Here is a 23,185-nt window from a genome sequence, read left to right as displayed (position 1 = left end):
TATGGCGCAGATTACGCTTAAGAACCTCGCTCACTCCTACCTTCCCAACCCGTCCCAAGAGGATGATTGGGCACTGAAGGAGATCGACCATGTTTGGCGCGACGGGGAGGCCTACGCGTTGCTCGGGCCTTCCGGTTGCGGAAAGTCTACGCTGCTCAACATCATTTCGGGCTTGCTGATCCCATCTCAGGGGAGCATCCTGTTCAATGGCAACGACGTAACCGAAGCGCCGACGGCGCAGCGCAATATCGCGCAGGTGTTCCAGTTCCCAGTGGTCTACGACACCATGACGGTGCGCGAGAATCTCGCTTTCCCACTCAAGAATCGCGGGCTGGACGCCGGAATAATCAAGGAGCGCGTCGAGCGGATCGGCGACATGATCGGCATGACCGATCAGCTCGACCGGAAGGCGAGGGGCCTTGCGGCGGACGCAAAGCAGAAGATCAGCCTTGGACGTGGCATGGTGCGCGAAGACGTTAACGCGCTCCTCTTCGACGAGCCGCTGACGGTGATCGATCCACACATGAAGTGGCAGCTGCGCACCCAGTTGAAGGAGCTGCATCGACAGTTCGGCCACACGATGATCTACGTCACCCATGACCAGACCGAAGCTCTGACCTTCGCAGATCGGGTCGTCGTCATGCATGACGGTCGGGTTGTGCAGATCGGCACGCCGGACGAGCTCTTCGAGCGGCCCGAGCACACCTTCGTCGGCTATTTCATCGGATCGCCGGGCATGAATTTCCTGGAATGTTCGGTCGAGGGTGAAACTGCGACGGTCGACGGTAATCGGATCGCGCTTGGCAGTGATTACGGCCGGCCTTCCGGGCGAATACAGCTCGGAGTTCGGCCGGAGCATGTGAAGCTGTCGAAGGGTGAAGGGCTGCCCGCAACCATCGACCGCGTCGAGGACGTCGGGCGCCATCGAATCGTCCGGGCGCGTGTCTTGGGGGCGCCGCTCAACATCATCGCCGGCGAGGGCGAGGCGATCGCCACCGACGGCCAGACGGTCGTTTTCGAGCCGGGGCGCGTCAACATCTATTCCGACGATTGGCGCGTCGAGCCGCATGGTTCTTCAGTGGGAAGGAGGGCGGCCTGATGGAAAAGACCGTCAATCACAAAGCCTGGTTCCTCGTCCTCCCCGTTCTGATCCTGGTCGCATTTTCTGCGGTCATCCCACTGATGACGGTGGTCAACTATTCGGTCCAGGACACCTTCGGCAACAACGTCTTCTTCTGGGCAGGGCTTGACTGGTTCGAACAGCTTCTCGCCTCGGACCGAATGTGGAACGCTCTCCAGCGCCAGCTGGTCTTCTCCGGAATCATCCTTGCGATTGAGGTGCCTCTCGGCATCTTCGTCGCGCTCAATATGCCGAAAAAAGGCTTCTGGGCTTCTGTGTGCCTCGTGCTGATGAGCTTGCCGCTGCTCATTCCGTGGAACGTCGTCGGCACGATCTGGCAGATCTTCGCCCGCGTCGATATCGGCCTTCTCGGCTACACGCTGCGCTCGCTCGGTATCAATTACAACTATACCCAGGACTTCTTCGCCGCCTGGACGACCGTCATCGTCATGGACGTCTGGCACTGGACATCGCTGGTCGCGCTCCTTGCCTATGCCGGCCTGCAGTCCATTCCGGATGCCTATTATCAGGCCGCCAAGATCGATCAGGCGTCGCGCTGGGCGGTGTTCCGCTACATCGAACTGCCGAAAATGAGCGGCGTGCTGATGATCGCGATCCTGTTGCGCTTCATGGACTCGTTCATGATCTACACCGAGCCGTTCGTCGTGACCGGCGGCGGACCCGGCAATGCGACGACCTTCCTGTCGATCGACCTCGTCAAAATGGCGCTCGGTCAGTTCGATCTGGGTCCGGCCGCCGCCTTCTCGATCATGTACTTCCTTGTCATTCTGACGATCTCCTACGTCTTTTACATCGTCATGACCAATCTCGATAAGAGGGACGGAACGCAATGAGCGACGCCGCCACTTCAACGACGGGCGCCGCGCATCGGGCGTCGGCGAACCAGACCGGGGCAAGAACCAAGAGCCGAGCGAGGCCGTCCGTATTGCAGCGGCTAACGCCGTCCGGTTCGGGGGTCGTCATGACGATCTACCTGCTCTTTCTGCTTCTTCCGATTTACTGGCTGCTCAACATGAGCTTCCAGACGAACTCGGAGATTCTCTCGTCCTTTTCACTTGTCCCGCAATATCCGACGCTTCGGAACTTCGAGAAGATCCTGACGGATCCCTCCTGGTACATGGGCTACGTCAATTCGATCGCGTATGTGGTGATGAACACCGTCATTTCGGTCACGGTGGCACTGCCGGCTGCATACGCATTCAGCCGCTACCAGTTCATGGGCGACAAGCACCTGTTTTTCTGGCTGCTGACGAACCGGATGGCGCCTCCGGCCGTCTTCGCTCTGCCGTTCTTCCAGCTCTATTCCTCGGTCGAACTTTTCGACACGCATATTGCCGTGGCGCTGGCCCATTGCCTCTTCAACGTGCCGCTGGCGGTCTGGATTCTCGAAGGCTTCATGCGCGGCGTGCCGCGGGAGATCGACGAGACGGCCTATATCGACGGCTATTCGTTCCCGCGCTTTTTCGTGAAGATCTTCATGCCGCTGATCGCGAGCGGTATCGGCGTCGCGGCCTTCTTCTGCTTCATGTTCTCGTGGGTCGAACTGTTACTTTCGCGCACGCTGACCTCGGTGGATGCCAAACCGATCGCAGCGACCATGACCCGCACCATGGGCGCGGCCGGCGTCGACTGGGGCGTGCTCGCGGCGGCGGGGATCCTGACGATCATTCCCGGTGCGCTAGTCATCTACTTCGTCCGCAATTATATCGCATCCGGCTTCGCCCTGGGGAGGGTCTGATGCAGTCGCTCCCGCTTGCCTGTTTGCTCGCAACGACGGTCGGCATACCGTTCGCATCAGCGCAGCAGATCGTCGTCCCCTCCAACCGGACGACCGAAGTGGAAACCGGTTGCCTGGTGAGGGGACTCGATCCGAACGGCGATGGGTTTCTGGCGCTGCGCAGCGGGCCCGGAACCGGGTATCCACAGATCGGCAGTCTCCGCAATGGAGATGCTGCCTACATCAAGGCGCCGCCCAAGGAGCGATGGCTCTACGTTGAAAACGGAGCCATCAATGGCCGCGAGACGACTTTTCGCGGCTGGATCTACGACGCTTGGTGCGAATTCTATCCGTAAGGAGACCGACTGATGTCTTGGATGGCCTGGACGTGGCCAACGATGGCCTTCTTCGCGATCATCGCGGCGACGCTCGCCGTGTTCACGATGCTCGCGATACGCTACCCAGAAACGCCCCGGCGCGGCATCCTGCGAATGGAAACGACCCGCGGAGATCGGCTCTTCATCGGGCTTCTTTCAATGGCCTTCATCAATCTCGCCTGGCTCGGCCTCACCGACATCACCCAGTGGGCTGGCCTCGCGATCTCGCTTCTCTTCCTGGCGGTCGTTTTCAAGACCGTCTGAGGAGTTCATCCGGCGGTCTCGGAGGACCGCCGTTTCAGCCAAGGTTCCAATCTAGGGAGGAATGAATGAACCTCGTACTCAAGACAACCACAGCGCTGGGCCTCCTGGCCGCGCTGGCCGTGCCTGCCAAGGCCGGCATGGAGGAAGCCCGCCAGTTCCTCGACGAGGAGATCAATGGCGTTTCGACTCTCACCCGCGAACAGCAGGAAGAGGAGATGCAGTGGTTCGTCGATGCCGCTGAGCCAATGCAGGGCATGAGCATCAACGTTGTTTCCGAAACGATTACGACACACGAATATGAGAGCCAGGTCCTCGCGCCGGCCTTCACGGCGATCACCGGCATCAACGTCACCCACGACCTGATCGGCGAAGGCGACGTCGTCGAACGTTTGCAGGTGCAGATGCAGTCGGGCGAAAACGTCTACGACGCTTATGTCAACGATTCCGACCTGATCGGCACTCACTGGCGCTACGGCCAGGCCCGCAATCTCACCGAATGGATGTCGGGTGAGGGCGCCGACGTCACAAGCCCGACGCTCGACCTCGAAGACTTCATCGGCACCCAGTTCACGACCGGGCCCGACGGCAATCTCTACCAGCTGCCGGACCAGCAGTTCGCGAACCTCTACTGGTTCCGTTACGACTGGTTCAACGACGAGAAGACCCGTACGGACTTCCAGAACGAATACGGCTACGAACTCGGCGTGCCGGTCAACTGGAGTGCCTACGAGGATATCGCCGAATTCTTCACCGGCCGCGACATGAGCTATATCGACGGCGAGCCGTCCTCCGGCGTCTACGGCAACATGGACTACGGCAAGAAGGACCCGTCGCTCGGCTGGCGCTATACCGATGCCTGGATGTCTATGGCCGGCATGGGCTCGACGGGTGAGCCAAACGGCCTTCCGGTGGATGAATGGGGCATTCGCGTCAACGAGAACAGCCAGCCGGTCGGCGCCTGCGTAGCCCGCGGCGGCGCGGCGAACTCGCCGGCGGCCGTCTATGCCGTCAACAAGGCGATCGAGTGGCTCCAGAAGTACTCCCCGCCGCAGGCTGCGGGCATGACCTTCTCCGAGGCGGGTCCGATCCCGGCGCAGGGCAATATCGCCCAGCAGATGTTCTGGTATACCGCCTTTACCGCCAACATGGTGGGTGACGGCGCCGATGCAGTTCTAAACGAGGATGGCACGCCGAAATGGCGCATGGCTCCCTCGCCGCACGGCGCCTACTGGGAAGACGGCATGAAGATCGGCTATCAGGACGTCGGGTCCTGGACGATCCTTGAATCGACCCCGGTCGATCGCGCCAAGGCCGCCTGGCTCTACGCTCAGTTCGTCACCTCCAAGACGGTCGACGTGAAGAAGTCCGATGTCGGTCTCACCTTCATCCGTGAGTCGACGATCAACTCCGACCACTTCTCCGAACGCGCTCCGCGTCTTGGCGGTCTCGTCGAGTTCTATCGCTCGCCTGACCGGGTCCGGTGGTCGCCCACGGGCACCAACGTGCCGGACTATCCGAAGCTTGCGCAGCTCTGGTGGCAGAACATCGGTGACGCGATGAGCGGCGCCAAGACGAGCCAGGAAGCGCTCGACAAGCTCTGCGCAGACATGGAGCAGGTCATGAGCCGCCTCGAACGTGCCGGCATCCAGGGTGATCTTGGTCCAGTCCTCAACGAGGAGCGCGACCCGCAGGAGTGGCTGGATGAAGAGGGCTCGCCCAAGGCCAAAATCGAGAACGAGGATCCTGAGCCGGAGACGATCGCCTATGACGATCTGATCCAGCGTTGGTCGCAAGGTCAGGCCTCCGACGGAGGTTCGACAGGCGAAGCCACCTCGGGTGACGGCGCCAGCGAGAGCGGCTCGATGGAAGAGCCCGCCGCGCAAGAGGCGTCGTCGAGCGAGGAAGCGCCGGCGAATTGACCTGAATGGTCCGGGCTCGAAGGGTCGAGCTCGGATCGTTATCGATTGATCGGATAGGGCGGCCGCTGGCCGCCCTTCTCACATGATAAGCTCTTCGTTTACCTTTCGGCCTGCGCCGAAAATGCCGTAACTGCCTGAATGACGCCGCTTTCTTCGATTTCTCTCCGCCCGAATGGGAACGACTCCCGTCCGGGAAGTAGTTCTGAAGAGGAAACGACCCGCACATTCAGGAGCGTGTCGCCATGCGGCTTCGGGTTTTAGGATTGCTGCTTGTAAGCCAGTCGCTTGTGGGCTGTACCTTCTTTGGAACCGCCGGCATCACCAAACTCCAAGACATCTCGATGCCGAAGATGTCTGATGTCGTGGAGGTGATGACCCGGGATGGCGGCGAGACCTTCGAGAAAACGACCCCCGCCCGACTAAGCTCGACCGAAGATCGATCCGTACGGCAAGCAGTGCGCGCACTCTTTCCTGCTTCGTGGGAGGTCGGCCTGCGCGGACTGGACACCGGGCGGACGAAGGATGGCAAACTCGTTACCTGTGGCCTCTACAACGCAGCGAGCGCGAATGGCCGGAAGAAGCGCAGCGGAATCTTCAGAGTCGTGACAGATCCGGTGTCGGCAAGGACCGAGGTTCGTGAGGCCGCCGACTCCGGGTCGGATAAGCTCGTTGCCTTTTCGAATTGCCAGGCACTTGGCCTCTTCTGACGCGCTGCCCCTTACCGCATCACGATAAGGGGCAGCGCGGAACTTCTGTCCTGGAAGTCAGAAGAGAAAGGGAACTCATTTACCAGGCAAGCCGCACGCCCTTCACCTGCCGAGCGAGATCCGCAAATGTCGTCTTCAATTGCGATGCGGAAGTCACGTAGTGGTATTTGTCTTCAGTCTCCGCGCAGGTCTTGAGAAGGTCTTCGTTCCCCTCTACGAGTCGCACCGTATAGAGTTCGATGCCCATTGCTTTGGCGTTATTGCAGGCTGCCAGCGTCCGCGCATCAATCTTGTTGCGGTCGCGTGAACCCCACCAACGATTTTGCGTGTTGAGTCCGTCCGTCAGGACGATCATCACCTTGCGCACTTCGCTGCCGGTGCGGACACCAGTAAGAGGCGCGGCGGCCGTCAGCGCTTCCATGCCCCATTGAACACCGATGGTGACATTGGTGTTGCCGGATGGCGTTAACTTGTTGACCGCGGTCTCGACGGACTGAAGGTCGAAGGTCAGGCCGGTGATTGGCTCGAGAGATCCCGTCGCGCAATGGGCTTCGGGATAAATCGTATCTTTCTGGCTGATATTCATCGCCGTAGCGTTCGCATCGTACGGCTGCGACCTGTCGACGAAGCACCGGGGCCATGGACCCGGATACTGCGCAATGAGATCGTTGTTCGGAGTCTCGGCGTCGTTCGGCTTGCTGGTCGCAGGAGCCCCGCCGCCGGCGGCGGTTTCGAAGATGGTCGTTGTCGAGTAGGTCTTCTTCCAAGTGCAAACGCTGCTGCAATCTGCTTCGCCGATCTTCCGCGTAATCCGGAACATATTTCCGTCAATGAACGCATCGTATCGCCGGTCAGAGATGTAGCGCAGATCAGTTATCGCGGTTGTCCCAACCTTGAAGCCAAGATTGTTTACTCCGCATAGAACTGCGTCGATGAGATCCGTCAATTTCGAGCAGTCGACGACCGGCGGCGCCGCGTTCTGGGAAGCGTAGCAAGCGTCCCTGTCCAACGGATCAGAAATTGTCGCGCAGGAGCCCGTCGCAAGCGGGTTCGCAACTGAGACGTTGCCGGCCGCCCCGAACAGAGAACTGGTCGCTTTGACTTGGGTGTCAAAGGGGACGAGCGCGACTTGAGTCAGATCGTTCGATTTGAACTCCTCGAGGAAGAGCTTCACGGAGGCCTTGAGTTCGACCATCCGGTTGTCCTGCGCCATCGATCCAGACGAGTCGAGAACGAGGACGACATCCATCGGCGAGTTTGCGAGAGCAGCAGCACCCTGGCTCTCCATCTCGAACTCGTCGATGCCGACGACACGCAAGAAATTGGTCTTGATCTTATACTCTGCCTTATAGACCCAAGCTCCGTCCTCTTCGGAAAGATCTGTGTCTTCGATAGCAATTCCCGCCGTATTGTTGAGGAACAGCGTGTCTGCTCGTTTTTCTCGCTCTGTCTGCTCTTCGCCACTGTAGCTTACTGCCGCAAGGGCCGAAGTATCCACCGCGTTCTGCACCGCGTTCTGGACACGTCGGGCGTTCCAGAGATCGACGGCACCGCCCGCTGCAGCGATGAGTGGGACGAGAGCCAGACAAGTGATGACTGCGAATTGACCGCGCCGATCATCGCGATATTGCTTCAGGAACTCTTTGATAACTGACGTCATGACAGGAACCGATTTGAGTTGACGCCCGGAGGCAGAGATCGGCAGACTCTCATGCACGCGTGAACATCTGGTTAGATGATTGCGTCGATTGCAAGCTATCTGGTCGGAAGGTTAGCGTTGTATAAGCGTATCCCTTCAATTTAGTGTAATATCTACGTAAGTATTAGATTCCATTACATGTTGAACTGCTCGATACTTCCGTTTCAATTCCGCCAAACCCGCTGAACACGCGGGCCGAGACCTGTCAGAAGTTCATAGGGGATCGTCCCGGCAGCCTCTGCGACCTTATCGATTGGCATATTCGGGCCAAAAAGTTCGGCTCGGTCGCCAGGTCGCACCGAGCCTGCGGGGAGGTCGGTCACGTCGAGCAGCGTCAGATCCATCGAAATTCGGCCCAAGACTGGCACTGCGCATCCAGATATCACTGCGCTTGCGGCGGGTCGATCCATTCGCAATGGAACACCAGCTCCCGAAAGTGCGCGAAGATAGCCATCGCCGTATCCGATCCCGAGAGTTGCAATGATCGTTCTGCGCGTCAGCCGCGCCGCGCCTGCGTAGCCTACCTTCTCCCCAGCTTCGACTTCGCGAACCTGTATGACTGCAGCGCTGAGGCGCGCGACCGGTTCCGTTGCAATCAGCCCCCCGAGGCACCCCATTCCACCGTAGAGTGCGATACCCGGCCGCGTGAGGTCGAGACCAAAACTTTCGCCGCAGACGAGCCCCGCGGAGTTGGCAAGTGAGCGTGAAATATAAGGAAAGCGAGCGCTCATAGCTGAAAAGCGGATGCGTTGGGCCTCGCTGTCCTCTGGCGAGACATCGGCGCTCGCGAGGTGGGTCAGAAGCAGTGCGACCTCAAGCTCGCCGGCCTCTACGAGCGCCATCGCCTTCCCTAAACCGCGCTCATCGAGACCAAGCCTGTTCATGCCGGTTTCGAGCTGAAGCGCGGCCGGGGCACGGCGAGCAAGTGCGGTCAGTCCCTCCGTCCAAATTGTAAGATCGTCAGGACTGGAGAGCACCGGGACAAGGTCGTGATCCGTCAGAAAGCGAACCGCTGCAGGTTCCATACCCTGCAGCACGAACACGCGCGCGTTCTTGTTTTTGGGGGCCAGAGCGCTCCTGACAATCTGTCCTTCTTCCGGCCAGGCAACAAAGAAATTTCGGCATCCGGCCTCGAACAGCGCCCGGCTCACTTCCACCGCCCCGAGACCATAACCGTCTGCCTTTACAGCGGCACCCGTCTGGGCGTTCGGATGGATGGAGGCAAGCGCCGCCCAATTTCGCTTTAACGCACCCCGATCGATCTCGACCCGTGGCAGTCGCTCGAACTGCCTGAGGAGTGAACCCTCGAGCTCGTGCACAGCTCCCAGATTCGCGCTCAGTCCCTCAAGCCGCATCACGCGTGCCTTAGTAGGTCTGTTCCGGCAGATAAGCGTCGTCCGCCAGATCAGAGAACCGGGTGTATTCGGCCTGGAAAGCCAGCGAAACCGTTCCGACGGGGCCGTGGCGCTGTTTGGCGATGATGACATCGCCCTTCCCGCGCGCCTCGTTCAGTGCCTGCTCCCATTTCAGGTGCTCGTCGGTGCCGGGCTTCGGCTCGCGGTTCGCTAGGTAATATTCATCGCGATAGACGAACAGCACGACGTCCGCGTCCTGCTCGATGGAGCCGGATTCGCGAAGGTCTGAGAGCTGGGGGCGCTTGTCCTCGCGGCTTTCGACCTGTCGAGAGAGCTGGGAAAGCGCGATGATTGGAACGCCGAGTTCCTTCGCGAGGGCCTTGAGGCCGGTCGTAATCTCGGTGATTTCCTGAACGCGGTTCTCGGAGGATTTCCGGGAAGAGCCGGTCATCAGCTGCACATAGTCGATAACCATGAGATCAAGGCCGCGCTGGCGCTTCAGCCGCCGGGCCCTGGCGGCAAGTTGGGCGATGGAGATGCCGCCGGTCTGGTCGATGTAGAGCGGGATTTTGCTCATCATCTCCGTGCAGGCGATCAGCTTCTGCAGCTCAGTGTCGTTAATTTCGCCGCGGCGGATCTTGGACGACGAAATCTCCGTCTGCTCGGAGATGATACGCGTCGCGAGCTGCTCGGCTGACATCTCCAGGCTGAAGAACCCGACGACCCCACCGTTCCTTGCCTTGAAGGTCCCGTCTGCCTGCTCTGCAGGCTCGTAGGCCGACGCGACATTGAAAGCGATATTCGTCGCGAGCGATGTCTTTCCCATGGCGGGACGGCCGGCGAGGATGATCAGGTCGGATGGTTGAAGGCCGCCCATCTTCCGGTCGATCGAGTGCATTCCGCAGGAAATTCCAGAAAGACCACCGTCGCGATCCTTTGCAGCTGTCGCCATCTGGACGGCCGTGTCGATCGCGTCGCGGAAGGATTGGAAGCCTCCGTCGTAACGTCCGGTCTCCGCAAGTTCGAAGAGCCTGCGCTCGGCATCCTCGATCTGGCTCTTCGGCTCCATGTCGACCGGCGCGTCGAAGGCAATATTGACGACGTCCTCGCCGATCCGGATCAGCGAGCGGCGGATAGCCAGATCGTAGATCGCGCGACCATAGTCGCCGGTGTTGATGATGGTCGTCGCTTCCGCCGCGAGGCGCGCAATATATTGCGAGATCGTCATCTCGCCGATGCGCTGGTCGGCGGCGAGGAAGGTCTTGATCGTCACCGGATTGGCGATTTTGCCCATCCGGATCATCTCCGAGGCCTTGGCGAAGATGTCCCGGTGCAGCGGCTCGTAGAAATGGTCCGCCTTCAGGAAGTCATGGACGATGTAATAGGCGTCGTTGTTGACGAGGATGGCACCAAGCAGCGCCTGTTCGGCCTCCAGGTTGTTCGGCGCCTCCCGATAAAGCGTTTGTTCGTCCTGCTCGAGCTTTCGAAGGGCCTGAGCCATCGTCGTTTCGCATCCTCGTCTGCCGCCGTGTTGACCGAAATACACGAGCCGACGCCGGGAAGACAATCACATCACGGAGCATTTGCGCGTGTGTCGCAGACAGACGTCTGGCGGCGGGGATCGCTGTGGAGAAAAGCGGGGATCGCGGATTGCTCGGATGCCAGCATGGATGACTGAACGAAAAAGGGCCCCACGAATGCGAGGCCCTCTGGAAGATTTGCCAGATACCACGTATCCGGTGGATTTTAGATTTAGCTCGGCTGCTCTTCGCTTTCGGCTTCCGCCTCGGCGTCCACTGGCTCGCCGCCCTCTGCGAGGACGGCTTCGGCGTCTTCCTCGTTCTCGAAGACCTCTTCGGCATTGACTTCTTCAGCTTCCTCGATGCCGTAGATAGCTTCGTAGGAGGTGAGGTCCTCACCGGCTGCCTGACGCTCGGCTTCGTCGGCCGAGCGGGCTACGTTGATCTTAACAACGACCTCGACTTCGGCATGCAGTGCGATCGTCACGTCGTGGACACCGATCTGCTTGATCGGCTGCTGCAGCGCGACCTCGTTGCGGCCGACCTTGTAGCCTTCCTGGCCGATGATCTCTGAAATATCGCGCGCGGAAACCGAGCCGTAGAGTTGTCCGCTTTCGCCGGCGGACCGCACCGCGACGAAGGTCTTGCCCTCGATCTGGTCTCCGATCTGGCGGGCGTCTGCCTTGCGCTCTTCATTGCGCTGGATGATCTGCTCTTTCTGCGCCTCGAAGCGGGCTTGGTTGGCCTCGTTGGCACGAAGAGCGCGGCCAGTAGGCAGCAGGAAGTTGCGGGCATAGCCGTCGCGCACGCGAACGGTCTCGCCGATCTGGCCGAGCTTGCCGATGCGTTCGAGAAGAATGACGTCCATGTTCGATATCCTTTGGGTTTGTTTGTTTGGTCGGATGGTTTTGGACCGGCTGCCGTCAGCCGGGCCGCTTCGGGAGGAGCCGTTCTCCGTGGCGCCACACGTCGACGATGCCGATGACGAGGAAGACGAAGATCGGGAAGGTGAGGAAGAGAATTGACGTATAAACCACGAAGAGAATGAGACTGCGCGCCGGACGACCCCGTGTGCGCCGGTGGAGCCGCGCAAGGCCGACGAGCGCGAAGGCGGTGCCGAATGCTCCCGTGAAGACCGTCGCGACGAGACCGGCGCCACCAGTCAGGAAGGTGCCGGCGAGCGTCACGGCAAAAAGCAGCAGCGCATCCTGGGGCATAGAAGTGGCCTCAGGCAGGTCGTCCTTCGGACGTTCAAGCCGACCCGAGCGCCGTGCCACTGTCGAACCGAAATGAAGGCAGACGACGAGGGTCAACGTCAGGATCGATGGCTGGATCAGTGGCACGAGATCAACGATCACCGAGACGAGATTTTCCAGCTGCACCTCGGCCGCCGGATCCAGTTCCGTCCCCGACTCCCCGAAGGCGTCCATCATCGCGGTGCGCACCGCATCTGGATCATACCGAGCAGCCAGCCGATCAGACGCAGCGATCGCCGCGAATGTCGTCAGAACGAAGAGAATTCGGGCGATCGGCATCCAGCCGGTTGCCGTCGCTGTAGACTGGATATCGTGAGGCCCATGCTGCGCCTCGATGGACGGTGCGGTCTCGAATCGGCGCAGCGCCAAAGCGGCGCAGACGGCCGTCGGGATCGTCATCGCGACGGCAAGCGTCAGCGCGGTCGGTGTGTTGCCGGTGAAGACGAAAATCAGGATCGGGGCGGCAAGGGCCGCGATGAAGCCGGCGGCCGAGCCCCAGCCGAGACCCACAATTGCAATCGGGACGGGTGTCGCGAGAGCGAAACCGACGGCGAGTGCTGACTGCGTCGCAAGGCCTGCGAAGAGCAGGGCGCTTGTTACGGCCGCGCCGATCGCGATCAGGATCGTGGAAGGTTTCATGTCTCGTCGCTGTCCTGCGTGTCGCAGTTAGGGGACAAGCCCCAACCCGGCTTTCGGTGTGTCGCGTCCGACCGCTGCCGTGATGCGGAGGGAAGAGGAGGCGGGGCCGAACCTGTCGGTCCCGCTATGCTTGCGTGGCAGTGCTTTTGCGCGTGCCGAACTTACTTCACGACGTAGGGCAGGAGGCCCAGGATGCGGGCGCGCTTGATCGCCTTGGCGAGGGCGCGCTGGTTCTTTTGGGAAACCGCCGTGATGCGTGAGGGCACAATCTTGCCGCGTTCGGAAATATAGCGCTGCAGCAGGCGGACATCCTTGTAGTCGATCTTCGGCGCGTCGTTGCCGGAGAACGGATCCGACTTGCGCCGACGATGGAACGGGCGACGTGTGGGAAGCTGTGCGATATCGACCATGATGACTTACTCCGAATCGCTGTTGCGTTCGCGGCGTGGGCCGCGGTCTTCGCGGTCACCGCGCGGAGGACGGTCGTCACGATCACGGCGCGGGCCACGATCGTCGCGTCCGCCGCGGCGCGGGCCGCGGTCGTCGCGCTTCTGCATCATCGCGGACGGGCCGTCTTCGTGCTCGTCGACGCGGATCGTCATGAAGCGCAGGATGTCTTCGTTGAAGCGCATCTGGCGCTCCATCTCGTGAACCGCCGCCGACGGGGCGTCGATGTTCATAAGGGTGTAGTGAGCCTTGCGGTTCTTATCCATGCGGTAGGCCAGGGTTTTCAAACCCCAGTTTTCGACCTTGCCGACCTTGCCGCCACCGGATTCGAGAATTCCGCGCAGGTTTTCGACCAGTTGTTCGACCTGGTTGTTCGAAACGTCCTGACGCGCGAGGAATACATGCTCGTAGAGAGCCATATCGGTTCGCCTTTCCATTTTCGTTTTGCCGAATGAACACGCGAACCCAACGGCTAAGCCTCAGCGACCTTTCTCTGGCCCGCAACGTGCGCGGACATCGAGGGAAAGGCGCGTCATGCGAAAAACGGTCGAGAGCGGAGACACGGGAAGCCGGGAACCTTCTGATCCCCATGAAACCGGCGATGCCGGAAGCCTTCCGTTCAGCCCCCAGCTGGGTTCACGAACGTCGACGGCCGGCAGATAGCGGTTTTGCAGTGCAAACGCAACCACGCCTACTCCTTTCGCCTGCCCACACGGAGGCGGACTGTCAGCGTGAGCTTCGGCTGCTCGAATGCGTCAGAACTTGACACCGCGTCCGGCCGCGGAACATGCCACTGCCGAAATGGGAGCGGCGGCCTTTAATGTATGCGCCAGTTCTCGGATAGATCCTGGAGGAAATCGTTTCATGTCTTTGGCACTCGTATTCCCCGGGCAGGGCAGCCAGAGCGTCGGCATGGGCAAGGCGCTTCACGATGCCTATCCCGAAAGCCGGGACGTCTTCGCCGAGGTCGACGAGGCATTGGGCGAAAAGCTTTCATCCCTTATATTCCAAGGCCCGATCGAGACCCTGACGCTGACCGCGAACGCCCAGCCCGCGCTGATGGCGGTCTCCCTCGCGACGATCCGCGCCCTCGAGAGCGAAGGATTTTCCGTGACCGATGCAGCCTATGCGGCCGGTCACTCGCTTGGTGAATATTCGGCACTGGCGGCGACACGCGCCCTGACTGTCACCGATACCGCCAAGCTTCTCAGGGTCCGTGGTGATGCCATGCAGGCGGCGGTGCCGGAGGGCGCAGGCGCCATGGCGGCCATTCTCGGTCTAGACATGGACGCCGTGAAAGGCATCTGCGGCGCCGCGGCGGACGGCGAGGTCTGCGAACCGGCGAACGACAACGGCGGCGGCCAGATTGTCATTTCCGGCACGAAGGCCGCCGTCGAGCGCGCGATCGCGCTCGCACCGGAGCGCGGCGCCAAACGCGCGATCCCGCTTCCGGTCTCCGCACCCTTTCACTGCGCGCTGATGCTGCCGGCAGCTGAGACGATGGCGGAAGCCCTCAAGGAAGCAAACATCTCCGCACCCGCAATTCCGGTCATCTCGAATATCGCCGCAGACGCGACGACCGATCCGGAAGCCATTCGCAAACGTTTGGTCGAGCAAGTGACAGGCGCGGTCCGATGGAACGAGTCGATGCTCTACGCCGCAGACAATGGTGTCACCGATCTCGCCGAGATCGGTGCAGGAAAGGTGCTTTCGGGTCTGACTCGCCGGATCGACAAGCGACTCTCGGCAAAACCGCTCGGCACACCCGATGATATCGCCACATTCTTGAAGGAACGGGTTTGACCAAGCAGAGGATCGATCGATCCTCTAGCACTCACCCGTGGCTGCCAAGATCAATTCGAGAGGTAGACAATGTTCGATCTGACGGGGCGCAAAGCGCTCGTGACCGGTTCCAGCGGCGGTATCGGCCGCTCGATCGCTGCCGCACTTCACGGCGCCGGTGCAACGGTCGGCATCCACGGAACCCGCCGCGATGCTCTCGACGAATTCGCCGCCGAGCTCGGTGAACGCGTCCACGTGCTGCCTGCAGACATCTCCGATCGTGACGGCCAGAAGGCGCTAGCCGAGGAGGCCGACAAAGCACTCGAAGGCGTCGACATCCTCGTCAACAATGCCGGCATTACGAAAGACGGCCTCTTCGTGCGCATGTCCGACGATGACTGGGACAAGGTTCTCGAGATCGATCTTACCGCCGCCTTCCGAATAACGCGCGGCCTGACGCACTCGATGATGCGTCGGCGTTTCGGACGAATCATCAACATCACATCGATCGTTGGCGTCACCGGCAATCCCGGTCAGGCAAACTACTGCGCGGCCAAAGCCGGAATGATCGGCTTCTCGAAGTCGCTGGCGAACGAGATCGCTTCGCGTAGCGTGACCGTCAATTGCATCGCCCCGGGCTTCATCGCCAGCGCAATGACCGAGAAGCTGAACGAGAAGCAACGCGACGCGATCATGGGCGCCATACCAATGAAACGAATGGGTGATGCATCCGAGGTTGCGGCGACCGCCGTTTTCCTTGCTTCGAACGAAGCTGCCTACATCACAGGCCAGACGCTGCATGTGAATGGCGGCATGGCGATGATCTGAACGCCGGACCGACCGGTGAGATTAAGACAAAGAGCGTTATCCTGCTCAGCAAAGCGGCAGGGCGCTTGATAAACATTTGTCGCACGTCTAACGAGGGCGGCGACTAGGTCATTGGAATAGAGGACTCACAATGAGCGATACCGCTGAGCGCGTAAAGAAGATCGTCGTCGAGCATCTCGGGGTCGAGGAGAGCAAGGTCACTGAGAATGCCAGCTTCATCGATGACCTGGGCGCCGACAGCCTTGACACGGTGGAACTCGTTATGGCGTTCGAAGAGGAATTCGGCGTTGAGATCCCCGATGATGCGGCTGAAACGATCCTGACCGTCGGCGACGCCGTCAACTTCATCGAGAAGAACAAGACCACCTAACGCCTGAGCGTGAAGGGCGTCCGTCGATCCATGAGCGTTCGCGGAGCCTTCAGGCGTGCCGCCGTCGCCGAGACGATGCAACAGGCACGCCGTTCGTTCGATGCGAATGGTTCGGCGATAGTAGCTTGATATGAGACGAGTTGTAATCACGGGTGTCGGCATGGTGTCCCCACTGGGGGCGAATGTCGACAGCACTTGGAAGCGGCTTTTGAAAGGTGAAAGCGGGGCGAACCGCGTCGACACCTTCGAAGTCGACGACTTGCCGTGCAAGATCGCTTGCCAGATCCCTAAAGGCGATGGCCAGAACGGGACCTTCAATCCCGATCTCTGGATGGAGCCGAAGGAACAGCGCAAGGTCGATGACTTCATCGTCTACGCAGTTGCAGCTGCGGCCGAGGCCCTCGACGATGCTGACTGGCATCCTGAAAGCTACGAGGACCAGGTTCGAAGCGGCGCGCTGATCGGCTCGGGCATCGGCGGTCTCGAGACAATCGAGAAGACCTCACTGCTCATGGCAGAAAAGGGTCCTCGGCGGGTTTCCCCCTTCTTCATTCCCGGCAGTCTAATCAATCTTGCTTCCGGTCACGTCTCGATCCGGCATGGGCTAAAGGGGCCGAATCATTCGGTGGTGACCGCCTGCTCGACCGGGGCCCATGCTATTGGCGACGCCGCACGCCTTGTCGCGTACGGTGATGCGGACGTCATGGTGGCGGGCGGCACCGAGTCTCCGGTCTGCCGTCTTGCGTTGGCAGGCTTTGCGGCCTGCAAAGCTCTCTCGACCCATTTCAATGACGAGCCGCAGCGTGCGTCGCGTCCCTATGACCGAGATCGCGACGGTTTTGTCATGGGCGAGGGGTCGGGCATCGTCGTGCTCGAAGAGTACGAGCATGCGAAGGCTCGTGGCGCGAAAATTTATGCCGAAATCATCGGCTACGGCCTTTCCGGCGACGCCTACCACATCACTGCGCCGGCTGCGGACGGCGACGGGGCCTATCGCTGCATGTCGGCTGCCCTCAAGCGGGCCGGCATCACGCCCGACCAGCTCGACTACGTCAATGCGCACGGCACATCGACGCCCATGGGCGACGAGATCGAATTGCGCGCGTTTGAACGTCTGGTCGGCGATGCTGCCGATAAGATCACGATGTCTTCGACGAAATCCGCTGTCGGGCACCTGCTCGGCGCGGCGGGCGCTGTCGAGGCGATCTTTTCCGCGCTCGCGATCCGCGACAACGTAGCTCCGCCGACGATCAATCTGGAAAATCCGTCGGTCGAGACCAAAATTGATCTCTGTGCGAAAGAAAAGCGCGAGAAGCAGATCGACGTCGCCCTGTCGAACTCGTTCGGCTTCGGTGGCACAAATGCATCGCTCGTCATGCGGCGCGTCGCCGACTGATAACACCGAGCGACCAAGCCATCTTCGATAGGCGCACGCCGGGCTTTTGCCACATTACCATGGTGCACGAAAGTCTCGGGATGGACGTCGTTAAGGGGGCGAGCGTTTAGCATGGACCGGAGGTTTGAAAGCTCGGAGGCGGTCGCAGGCACCGTGCCGGTCGGCAAACGTGGCGGCAAGCCGAAGCGGCGCTCGCGTTTCGCACACAGTCCGCTCGTGATCTTCCTGAATTTGTGCGTGTCGGCGGCATTCTTCGGTGTCCTGGCGATCGGGGCCGTGCTCTATTGGGGGAAGGGTGAATTTGAAGACCAGGGGCCTCTCGCGGAAGAGGCGAACTTCGTCGTCGCCCGAAACAGCTCTCTCAACTCTATCGCCGACGGCCTGGAGGAGCGCGGCGTAATCTCGAACGCGCAGATCTTCAAATTCGGTGCTAGATTCGCAAACCTTGGCAGTCAGCTGAAAGCGGGCGAATACGCTTTCGATCCGGGCGTTTCGATGCGCGATGTTCTGGAGAAGATCGCACGCGGCGAGTCCGTTCAGCATGCTATTACCATTCCGGAGGGCTGGACGGTGCAGCGCGCATTCCAGCGCATTGCGGAATCTGAGGTACTAACCGGACCGATGCCTTCGCTTCCACCGGAGGGAATGCTTCAGGCCGAGACACATTTGGTACAGCGCGGTATGACACGCGAACAGCTCGTCGAGTCGATGCAGCAATCCCAAGAGGCGATGGTCCAAGAAATCTGGGAGGGAAGAGACGAGGGGCTGCCAGTAGAGGACATCGGTCAGTTCGTAACACTCGCTTCCATCGTCGAGCGGGAGACAGGCGTGGCTTCGGAACGACCGCACGTCGCCTCGGTCTTCATCAATCGTCTCCGAGAAGGTATGCGGCTCCAGTCTGATCCGACGTTCCTTTATGGGATATACGGGGGTGCCGGTAAACCGAGCGAAGCGCCAATCACTCGGTCCGACATTGAGAGCGATACACCCTACAACACCTATCGCATCGGTGGCTTGCCGCCGGGTCCGATCGCGATTCCTGGTCGCAAAGCTCTCGAGGCTGTCGCCCATCCGCTCGAAACGAGTGACTTCTATTTCGTCGCCGACGGCACTGGGGGACATGTCTTCGCCGAGACCCTCGACGAGCACAACAGGAACGTCCAGAAGTACCGCGCAATAGAGCGCGAACGGCGGGCCGACGCTGAACAAGCAACCCAGTAAAGTGCGCTTCCGGGTGCGTTGGGACGGCGTTCCCTGATACCCTTATATTCATTGGGGAACCGGACATGCCGCTGATCAGTATGACCGGTTTTGCGCGTGTCGATTGCGAGAGCGAAGGTACCGCGTTGCGCTGGGAACTTCGCAGCGTCAACGGCCGAAATCTCGATTTACGTCTCCGGTTGCCCGCCGGGTTCGAGGTTCTAGAGCAGTATCTACGGGCGACTGCTGGACGCTTCCTCTCCAGAGGCAACGTCCAGGGCGTTCTCAATGCCGGGCTCAGCGCGTCCGAAAAATCCATTACGATTGACGAAGCCCGTCTTCAGGCAATTCTCTCCGTCACAGACCGACTCGTCGCGGAAGGCCGTGCTGCGCTGCCCCGGGCTGATGGCCTCCTCGCAATCAAGGGCGTGATGGAGGCGAACGAAGAGTTTCGGGCAAGCCAGCCGATCGAGGCTGCGGTTCTAGACGCGGCGAAGGCCTCGTTCGAGGCAGCGGTCGAATCGCTCTATGCATCGCGCGCGAGCGAGGGGAGCAATCTCGCTGCCGTGGTTTCCGATTGCATCGACCGCATCGAGGCGCTCGTTGCGAGCGCCCGCGCAGACCAGAGCCGATCGCCGATCGAGTTGAAACGGCGAATTTCGGATCAGGCGAAACACATCGTCGATCATGCGCCCGACGAACAGCGGCTTCTTCAGGAACTCGCGATGCTTGCCATCAGGGCCGATGTGGGTGAGGAGCTCGACCGGCTCTCCAGTCATGTTTCGAGTGCCCGCGAGCTTCTGACCGAACGCGAGCCAGTCGGCCGCCGATTCGACTTCCTAGCGCAAGAAATGAATCGCGAATCGAATACGATCTGTTCCAAGTCTAACGCCGTCTCCCTGACCTCGATCGGTCTCGATCTCAAGGTCGCGGTGGATCAGTTACGCGAACAGGTTCAGAATATCGAATGAAGAAAACTACGGATCAGGCGAAGACGGATGCGTCGATAGACAGGCGCGGGCTCATGTTGGTCATCTCGTCACCCTCCGGCGCGGGCAAGTCGACCATTGCGCACACGCTCATGGAGGCCGATCGCAGTTTTGCGTTGTCGATCAGCGTCACCACTCGGAAGCGCCGCGGCAGCGAGGTCGACGGAGTTCACTACCGCTTCATCGACCGGGACGAGTTCGTCCGGCTCCGCGATTCCGAAGCGCTGCTTGAATGGGCGGAGGTGCATGGCAACTTCTACGGGACACCGCGTGGCCCCGCAGAGGAAGCGATGCAGGGCGGCCAGGACATGCTCTTCGACATCGACTATCAGGGTGCGCTACAGCTGCAGGAGAAGGCCGGCGAGGACGTGGTCTCGATCTTCATCCTGCCGCCCTCCATGGCCGAACTACGCTCTAGGCTTCGTCGTCGGGCGGAAGACTCGGAAGAAACGATTGCCATCCGCCTCGCGAACTCGCGGGTCGAGATCGAGCGCTGGCGAGACTACGACTATGTAATCGTCAACGACGATCTAAACCAGGCGTACGAAGCTGTCCGCTCCATCATCATAGCCGAGCGGTTGAAGCGCAAGCGCAGGCCTGGGCTCCAAGCGTTCACCGAAGAGCTGCTGAAAGAGTCGACTGAATAAGCCCGCTCGACGGGGACCTCACAGCTTACAGGCGTTCGCGATCGCGACAAACTCCTCAATCGACAGCGTTTCAGCGCGGCGTTGAGGGTCGATGCCGACGGCATTCAAGAGCGCTTCCCCGCCGAGCGGCTTCAGGCTCTGGCGCAGCATCTTGCGGCGTTGACCGAAGGCCGTCAGAGTCACCTTCTCGAGTGCTGCAAGCGAGACCGGCAGCGGCGCATCGCGCGGCGTCAGCTGCACGACTGCAGATGTGACCTTCGGTGGCGGCGTGAAAGCCTGTCGCGGTATGTCGAACAGGATGCGCGCTTTCGTCCTACAACCGGCAAGGACGGCGAGGCGCCCATAGTGGCTTGAGCTCGGTAAGGCAACAATCCTCTCGGCGACCTCCTTCTGGAACATCAGTGTCAGACTCTGCCAGCGTGGTGGCCACGCCTCGACCGATAGCCAGTTCACCAGGAGCTGTGTGCCGACGTTGTAGGGGAGATTGGCAACGATCTTCAGTGTTCGATCTTCAGCGATACTCTCCACGTCGAGATCCAGCGCATCCATTTGCCGAACTTCGAGCCGGCCCGGATAGCGTTTTGCGATGTCTTCCAAAACTGGAACGCAACGTGGATCCTTCTCAGCGGCGACCACACGTGATGCGCCATTGGCAAGAAGGGCGCGGGTCAGGCCGCCGGGGCCCGGTCCGACTTCGACGACGATGCAGTCTTCGAGGGGGGCCGCCTGCCGCGCGATCTTCGATGTCAGGTTGAGATCGAGGAGGAAGTTCTGGCCGAGCTGCTTGCGCGGGACGAGATCATGCTCGGCGATAACCGTGCGCAGCGGTGGAAGTTCATCGATTGTGCTCAATGACGTGAGGCCATTGCGGCATCGTCTGCTCGAGCTTGGGCCGACGCCATCACACGCGCCTTGCGAATTGCCGCATGAAAGCTGTCCGGCCGCGCAATGCCTTTCCCAGTGATGTCGAATGCGGTGCCGTGGTCGGGCGAGGTGCGAATGATCGGCAGGCCGAGGGTGATGTTCACGGTCTCGTCGAAAGCCAGCGTTTTCGCCGGGATCAGCGCCTGATCGTGATACATGCAAATCGCAACGTCGTAGGTCTTCCGTGCCCGGGCGTTGAACATCGTGTCCGCCGGAACCGGCCCCTTCGCGTCGATGCCCTCGACGCGGAGTTTTTCGACTGCTGGACGCACAATCCTCTCGTCTTCCAGTCCGATAGCGCCGCGCTCGCCAGCATGGGGATTGAGGCCGGCAACCGCGAGCCGAGGCCGGGTTAGACCAAATTTCGTCTTCAGGTCGTGAGCGACGATGCGGCACGTGGTGAGGATCAGATCTTCGGTCAGAAGCCGCGGCACCTGCTCAAGTGGAACGTGAATTGTCACCGGCACACAGGAAAGATCCGGTCCTGCGAGAAGCATGACCGGAACGAGTGGTCTCCCTACAGCTTCGGAACACAGATGGGCAAGATATTCGGTATGCCCGGGATGGCCGAAGCCGACATCGTAAAGCGCCTTCTTTTCGATCGGCGCCGTAACCATGCCAGCGATCGCGCCGTCGAGAGAAAGCGCCGTCGCGCGGTCTATTGCCTCGATCGTCCCCGCGCCGTTGGCGGGATCGATCTCACCCGGTCTGTCGCTCTGGCGATTGACCAGCGGGAGGACGGGAAGGGCGCCCGCAGTGCAGGCATCGACCTCGTCAGGCGACCGAAGCGTCACTATGTCGAGAGCCATTCCCAGACGTTCAGCCCGGCTCTTCAGCATGTCCGGGTCGGCCAGAACGAAGCACCCGGTCTCACGCAACAGACCTGACTTATAGACACTGATAATAAGGTCCGGACCTATACCGGCGGGCTCACCGACTGTTATCGCGAGAGGAAGATCGCCAGTGTCGGGGGTCATTTTCGGTTGCCCGTCAACGCCGTACGATTTGCGCCTCGTCGCGGAGCTTCTTCAAGAGTGCGGCATCGGCGCCGCTTCCGTCTCCGTTCAGAGACTCCATGTCGCGGGCTTGGAAAACCATTTGCGCTGCGCGATCGTCCGAGATCTGGCGCGCATTGCAGACTCCGATGAATTCGACGCCGCGATCAGTCTCTTTCGTAGGCGTCGCGCGGCCAGGCGAGGTCTGCATGACATCTTCCTTCCATAGGGAGGGAAGTTCCGGCTGAGCAACGCGGCCGAGGTCGCGCACCGTCACATCGCGCAGGCCTTGCGCGAAGGCCAATGTCGAATCACAGGACTGAAACCGCTGGCGCATGGCCTGCGCCTCGCGCTTGCGATTAGCGAGCATCGCGCCCCGCTGGCCGTTTGGTATGACGAAGATAACCTGTTGCAGCGTGTATTCTGTCGTGGAGGGTTTCTCACCGCCTTGCGCAAGCATGCGCTGGACCGCGTCCTGCTCGGTGAGGCGTTCCTCGCGTTGTATTCGTCTGGAGGCGGCTTGACCCCAGCCCATTTGAACGCGGATGTAGTCCTTGAAGGCTTGCGGTGAAAATCCTGCGCTGCCGAGAACCTCTGCGAGTTGCGCTTCGGATAGATTGTTGCCCTTCGCGAAGTTCAGATAGGCCGCGTTCACTTCCTCATCGGGAATATTGACGCCCTGCCGCTGAATCTCCTGACGCTTGAGCGCTTCGTCGATCAGTTCATCAGTGGCTTTTTGAGTGGTGTTCCCACCGACGCGCCGCAATTTCAGGAAGGCCGCTCTCTGGCGTATCTGGTAGGTCGTCACAGGCATCCCATTGACGACGGCCGCGACCGAGCTTGCCGCGTGAGCGGTCGTCGGCGCGAGTCCGAGCAATGTCGGACCGCCGAGCCCCAGCATGGCCATCATCGTCCCACGCATCACCCACGACGCCAATTTTTGCATGCTCTTCGATCCCTTGTCTTCGACGCAAGTCAGGTAAGGCCCATTACAGCCTTGTTGGGGCGAAAGC

At 60.6% G+C, this 23,185-nt stretch carries 24 protein-coding genes; 14 read left to right on the top strand and 10 right to left on the bottom strand.

What is annotated here, in order from left to right; genetic code table 11:
- Position 1 precedes the first annotated feature (1 nt).
- The 7 genes from FP2506_RS06805 (at position 2) to FP2506_RS06775 (ending at position 6,125) form a co-directional block, all read left to right on the top strand.
- A complete protein-coding gene (locus tag FP2506_RS06805) occupies positions 2 to 1,099 on the top strand; it encodes an ABC transporter ATP-binding protein (protein ID WP_007066684.1) in 1,098 nt (365 codons plus the stop codon).
- Positions 1,099 to 1,974 carry a carbohydrate ABC transporter permease gene (locus tag FP2506_RS06800; RefSeq protein WP_007066683.1) on the top strand — a complete coding sequence of 292 codons (876 nt, stop codon included), beginning with the start codon at positions 1,099 to 1,101 and terminating at the stop codon, positions 1,972 to 1,974. Before FP2506_RS06805 ends, FP2506_RS06800 begins: the two co-directional genes overlap by 1 nt.
- 128 nt (positions 1,975 to 2,102) lie before the next feature.
- Positions 2,103 to 2,879 carry a carbohydrate ABC transporter permease gene (locus tag FP2506_RS06795; protein ID WP_007066682.1) on the top strand — a complete coding sequence of 259 codons (777 nt, stop codon included), beginning with the start codon at positions 2,103 to 2,105 and terminating at the stop codon, positions 2,877 to 2,879.
- Positions 2,879 to 3,214: an SH3 domain-containing protein gene (locus FP2506_RS06790; protein ID WP_007066681.1), complete on the top strand. Its 336-nt coding sequence runs from the start codon at positions 2,879 to 2,881 to the stop codon at positions 3,212 to 3,214. The genes FP2506_RS06795 and FP2506_RS06790 overlap by 1 nt, the downstream gene beginning before the upstream one ends.
- Before the next feature lie 21 nt (positions 3,215 to 3,235).
- Positions 3,236 to 3,499 (top strand): DUF2160 domain-containing protein, encoded by a 264-nt coding sequence (locus FP2506_RS06785; RefSeq protein WP_007066680.1) that lies wholly within the window; start codon positions 3,236 to 3,238, stop codon positions 3,497 to 3,499.
- 65 nt (positions 3,500 to 3,564) lie between these two features.
- The gene (locus tag FP2506_RS06780) at positions 3,565 to 5,418 is read left to right on the top strand and encodes an ABC transporter substrate-binding protein (protein WP_007066679.1); all 1,854 of its coding nucleotides are present in this window, start codon (positions 3,565 to 3,567) and stop codon (positions 5,416 to 5,418) included.
- Positions 5,419 to 5,759: 341 nt separating this feature from the next.
- Positions 5,760 to 6,125 carry a hypothetical protein gene (locus FP2506_RS06775; protein ID WP_148227495.1) on the top strand — a complete coding sequence of 122 codons (366 nt, stop codon included), beginning with the start codon at positions 5,760 to 5,762 and terminating at the stop codon, positions 6,123 to 6,125.
- Positions 6,126 to 6,204: 79 nt separating this feature from the next.
- Here FP2506_RS06775 and FP2506_RS06770 read toward each other — a convergent pair whose 3' ends face one another.
- From FP2506_RS06770 to rpsF, 7 genes are all read right to left on the bottom strand, one after another.
- Positions 6,205 to 7,785 carry a vWA domain-containing protein gene (locus FP2506_RS06770; protein ID WP_148227494.1) on the bottom strand — a complete coding sequence of 527 codons (1,581 nt, stop codon included), beginning with the start codon at positions 7,783 to 7,785 and terminating at the stop codon, positions 6,205 to 6,207.
- A gap of 203 nt (positions 7,786 to 7,988) precedes the next feature.
- Entirely contained in the window at positions 7,989 to 9,143 is a 1,155-nt protein-coding gene (gene alr / locus FP2506_RS06765; protein WP_040489496.1) for an alanine racemase, read from the bottom strand.
- A 46-nt stretch (positions 9,144 to 9,189) separates the two neighbouring features.
- Positions 9,190 to 10,680, bottom strand: a complete 1,491-nt coding sequence (locus FP2506_RS06760) for a replicative DNA helicase (RefSeq protein ID WP_007066675.1) — start codon at positions 10,678 to 10,680, stop codon at positions 9,190 to 9,192.
- 251 nt (positions 10,681 to 10,931) lie between these two features.
- The gene (rplI, locus tag FP2506_RS06755) at positions 10,932 to 11,567 is read right to left on the bottom strand and encodes a 50S ribosomal protein L9 (protein ID WP_007066674.1); all 636 of its coding nucleotides are present in this window, start codon (positions 11,565 to 11,567) and stop codon (positions 10,932 to 10,934) included.
- A gap of 55 nt (positions 11,568 to 11,622) precedes the next feature.
- Positions 11,623 to 12,594: a DUF2232 domain-containing protein gene (locus FP2506_RS06750; protein ID WP_007066673.1), complete on the bottom strand. Its 972-nt coding sequence runs from the start codon at positions 12,592 to 12,594 to the stop codon at positions 11,623 to 11,625.
- Between the two features lie 161 nt (positions 12,595 to 12,755).
- The gene (gene rpsR / locus FP2506_RS06745) at positions 12,756 to 13,004 is read right to left on the bottom strand and encodes a 30S ribosomal protein S18 (RefSeq protein WP_007066672.1); all 249 of its coding nucleotides are present in this window, start codon (positions 13,002 to 13,004) and stop codon (positions 12,756 to 12,758) included.
- 6 nt (positions 13,005 to 13,010) lie between these two features.
- Positions 13,011 to 13,460 carry a 30S ribosomal protein S6 gene (gene rpsF / locus FP2506_RS06740; protein WP_040488978.1) on the bottom strand — a complete coding sequence of 150 codons (450 nt, stop codon included), beginning with the start codon at positions 13,458 to 13,460 and terminating at the stop codon, positions 13,011 to 13,013.
- Between the two features lie 445 nt (positions 13,461 to 13,905).
- Between rpsF and fabD the strand changes: the two genes are divergently transcribed.
- The 7 genes from fabD (at position 13,906) to gmk (ending at position 20,253) form a co-directional block, all read left to right on the top strand.
- Positions 13,906 to 14,844, top strand: coding sequence for an ACP S-malonyltransferase (fabD, locus tag FP2506_RS06735; RefSeq protein ID WP_040488976.1), 939 nt, complete (start codon positions 13,906 to 13,908; stop codon positions 14,842 to 14,844).
- 69 nt (positions 14,845 to 14,913) lie between these two features.
- Entirely contained in the window at positions 14,914 to 15,651 is a 738-nt protein-coding gene (fabG, locus tag FP2506_RS06730; RefSeq protein WP_007066669.1) for a 3-oxoacyl-[acyl-carrier-protein] reductase, read from the top strand.
- 130 nt (positions 15,652 to 15,781) lie between these two features.
- Positions 15,782 to 16,021, top strand: a complete 240-nt coding sequence (locus tag FP2506_RS06725) for an acyl carrier protein (RefSeq protein WP_007066668.1) — start codon at positions 15,782 to 15,784, stop codon at positions 16,019 to 16,021.
- A gap of 130 nt (positions 16,022 to 16,151) precedes the next feature.
- On the top strand, positions 16,152 to 17,417 hold the full coding sequence (gene fabF, locus FP2506_RS06720; protein WP_040488973.1) for a beta-ketoacyl-ACP synthase II: 1,266 nt from the start codon (positions 16,152 to 16,154) through the stop codon (positions 17,415 to 17,417).
- A 111-nt stretch (positions 17,418 to 17,528) separates the two neighbouring features.
- Positions 17,529 to 18,638, top strand: a complete 1,110-nt coding sequence (gene mltG, locus FP2506_RS06715) for an endolytic transglycosylase MltG (protein WP_007066666.1) — start codon at positions 17,529 to 17,531, stop codon at positions 18,636 to 18,638.
- Between the two features lie 65 nt (positions 18,639 to 18,703).
- Entirely contained in the window at positions 18,704 to 19,588 is an 885-nt protein-coding gene (locus FP2506_RS06710) for a YicC/YloC family endoribonuclease (protein WP_007066665.1), read from the top strand.
- A complete protein-coding gene (gene gmk / locus FP2506_RS06705; protein WP_007066664.1) occupies positions 19,585 to 20,253 on the top strand; it encodes a guanylate kinase in 669 nt (222 codons plus the stop codon). The genes FP2506_RS06710 and gmk overlap by 4 nt, the downstream gene beginning before the upstream one ends.
- Positions 20,254 to 20,271: 18 nt before the next feature.
- Here gmk and rsmA read toward each other — a convergent pair whose 3' ends face one another.
- From rsmA to FP2506_RS06690, 3 genes are read right to left on the bottom strand one after another with little or no spacing between them, the layout of a single operon-like run.
- Complete coding sequence (gene rsmA / locus FP2506_RS06700) at positions 20,272 to 21,105, bottom strand: 16S rRNA (adenine(1518)-N(6)/adenine(1519)-N(6))-dimethyltransferase RsmA (RefSeq protein ID WP_007066663.1); 834 nt, start codon at positions 21,103 to 21,105, stop codon at positions 20,272 to 20,274.
- Entirely contained in the window at positions 21,102 to 22,154 is a 1,053-nt protein-coding gene (gene pdxA / locus FP2506_RS06695) for a 4-hydroxythreonine-4-phosphate dehydrogenase PdxA (protein ID WP_040488972.1), read from the bottom strand. The genes rsmA and pdxA overlap by 4 nt, the downstream gene beginning before the upstream one ends.
- Before the next feature lie 13 nt (positions 22,155 to 22,167).
- Entirely contained in the window at positions 22,168 to 23,118 is a 951-nt protein-coding gene (locus FP2506_RS06690) for a SurA N-terminal domain-containing protein (RefSeq protein WP_244404138.1), read from the bottom strand.
- Positions 23,119 to 23,185 lie beyond the last annotated feature (67 nt).

Origin of the sequence: Fulvimarina pelagi HTCC2506 (assembly GCF_000153705.1) — a bacterium.
GTDB lineage: Bacteria > Pseudomonadota > Alphaproteobacteria > Rhizobiales > Rhizobiaceae > Fulvimarina > Fulvimarina pelagi.
Note: the sequence above shows the minus strand (reverse complement) of the source record. Positions and strands in the feature narration are given on the sequence as shown.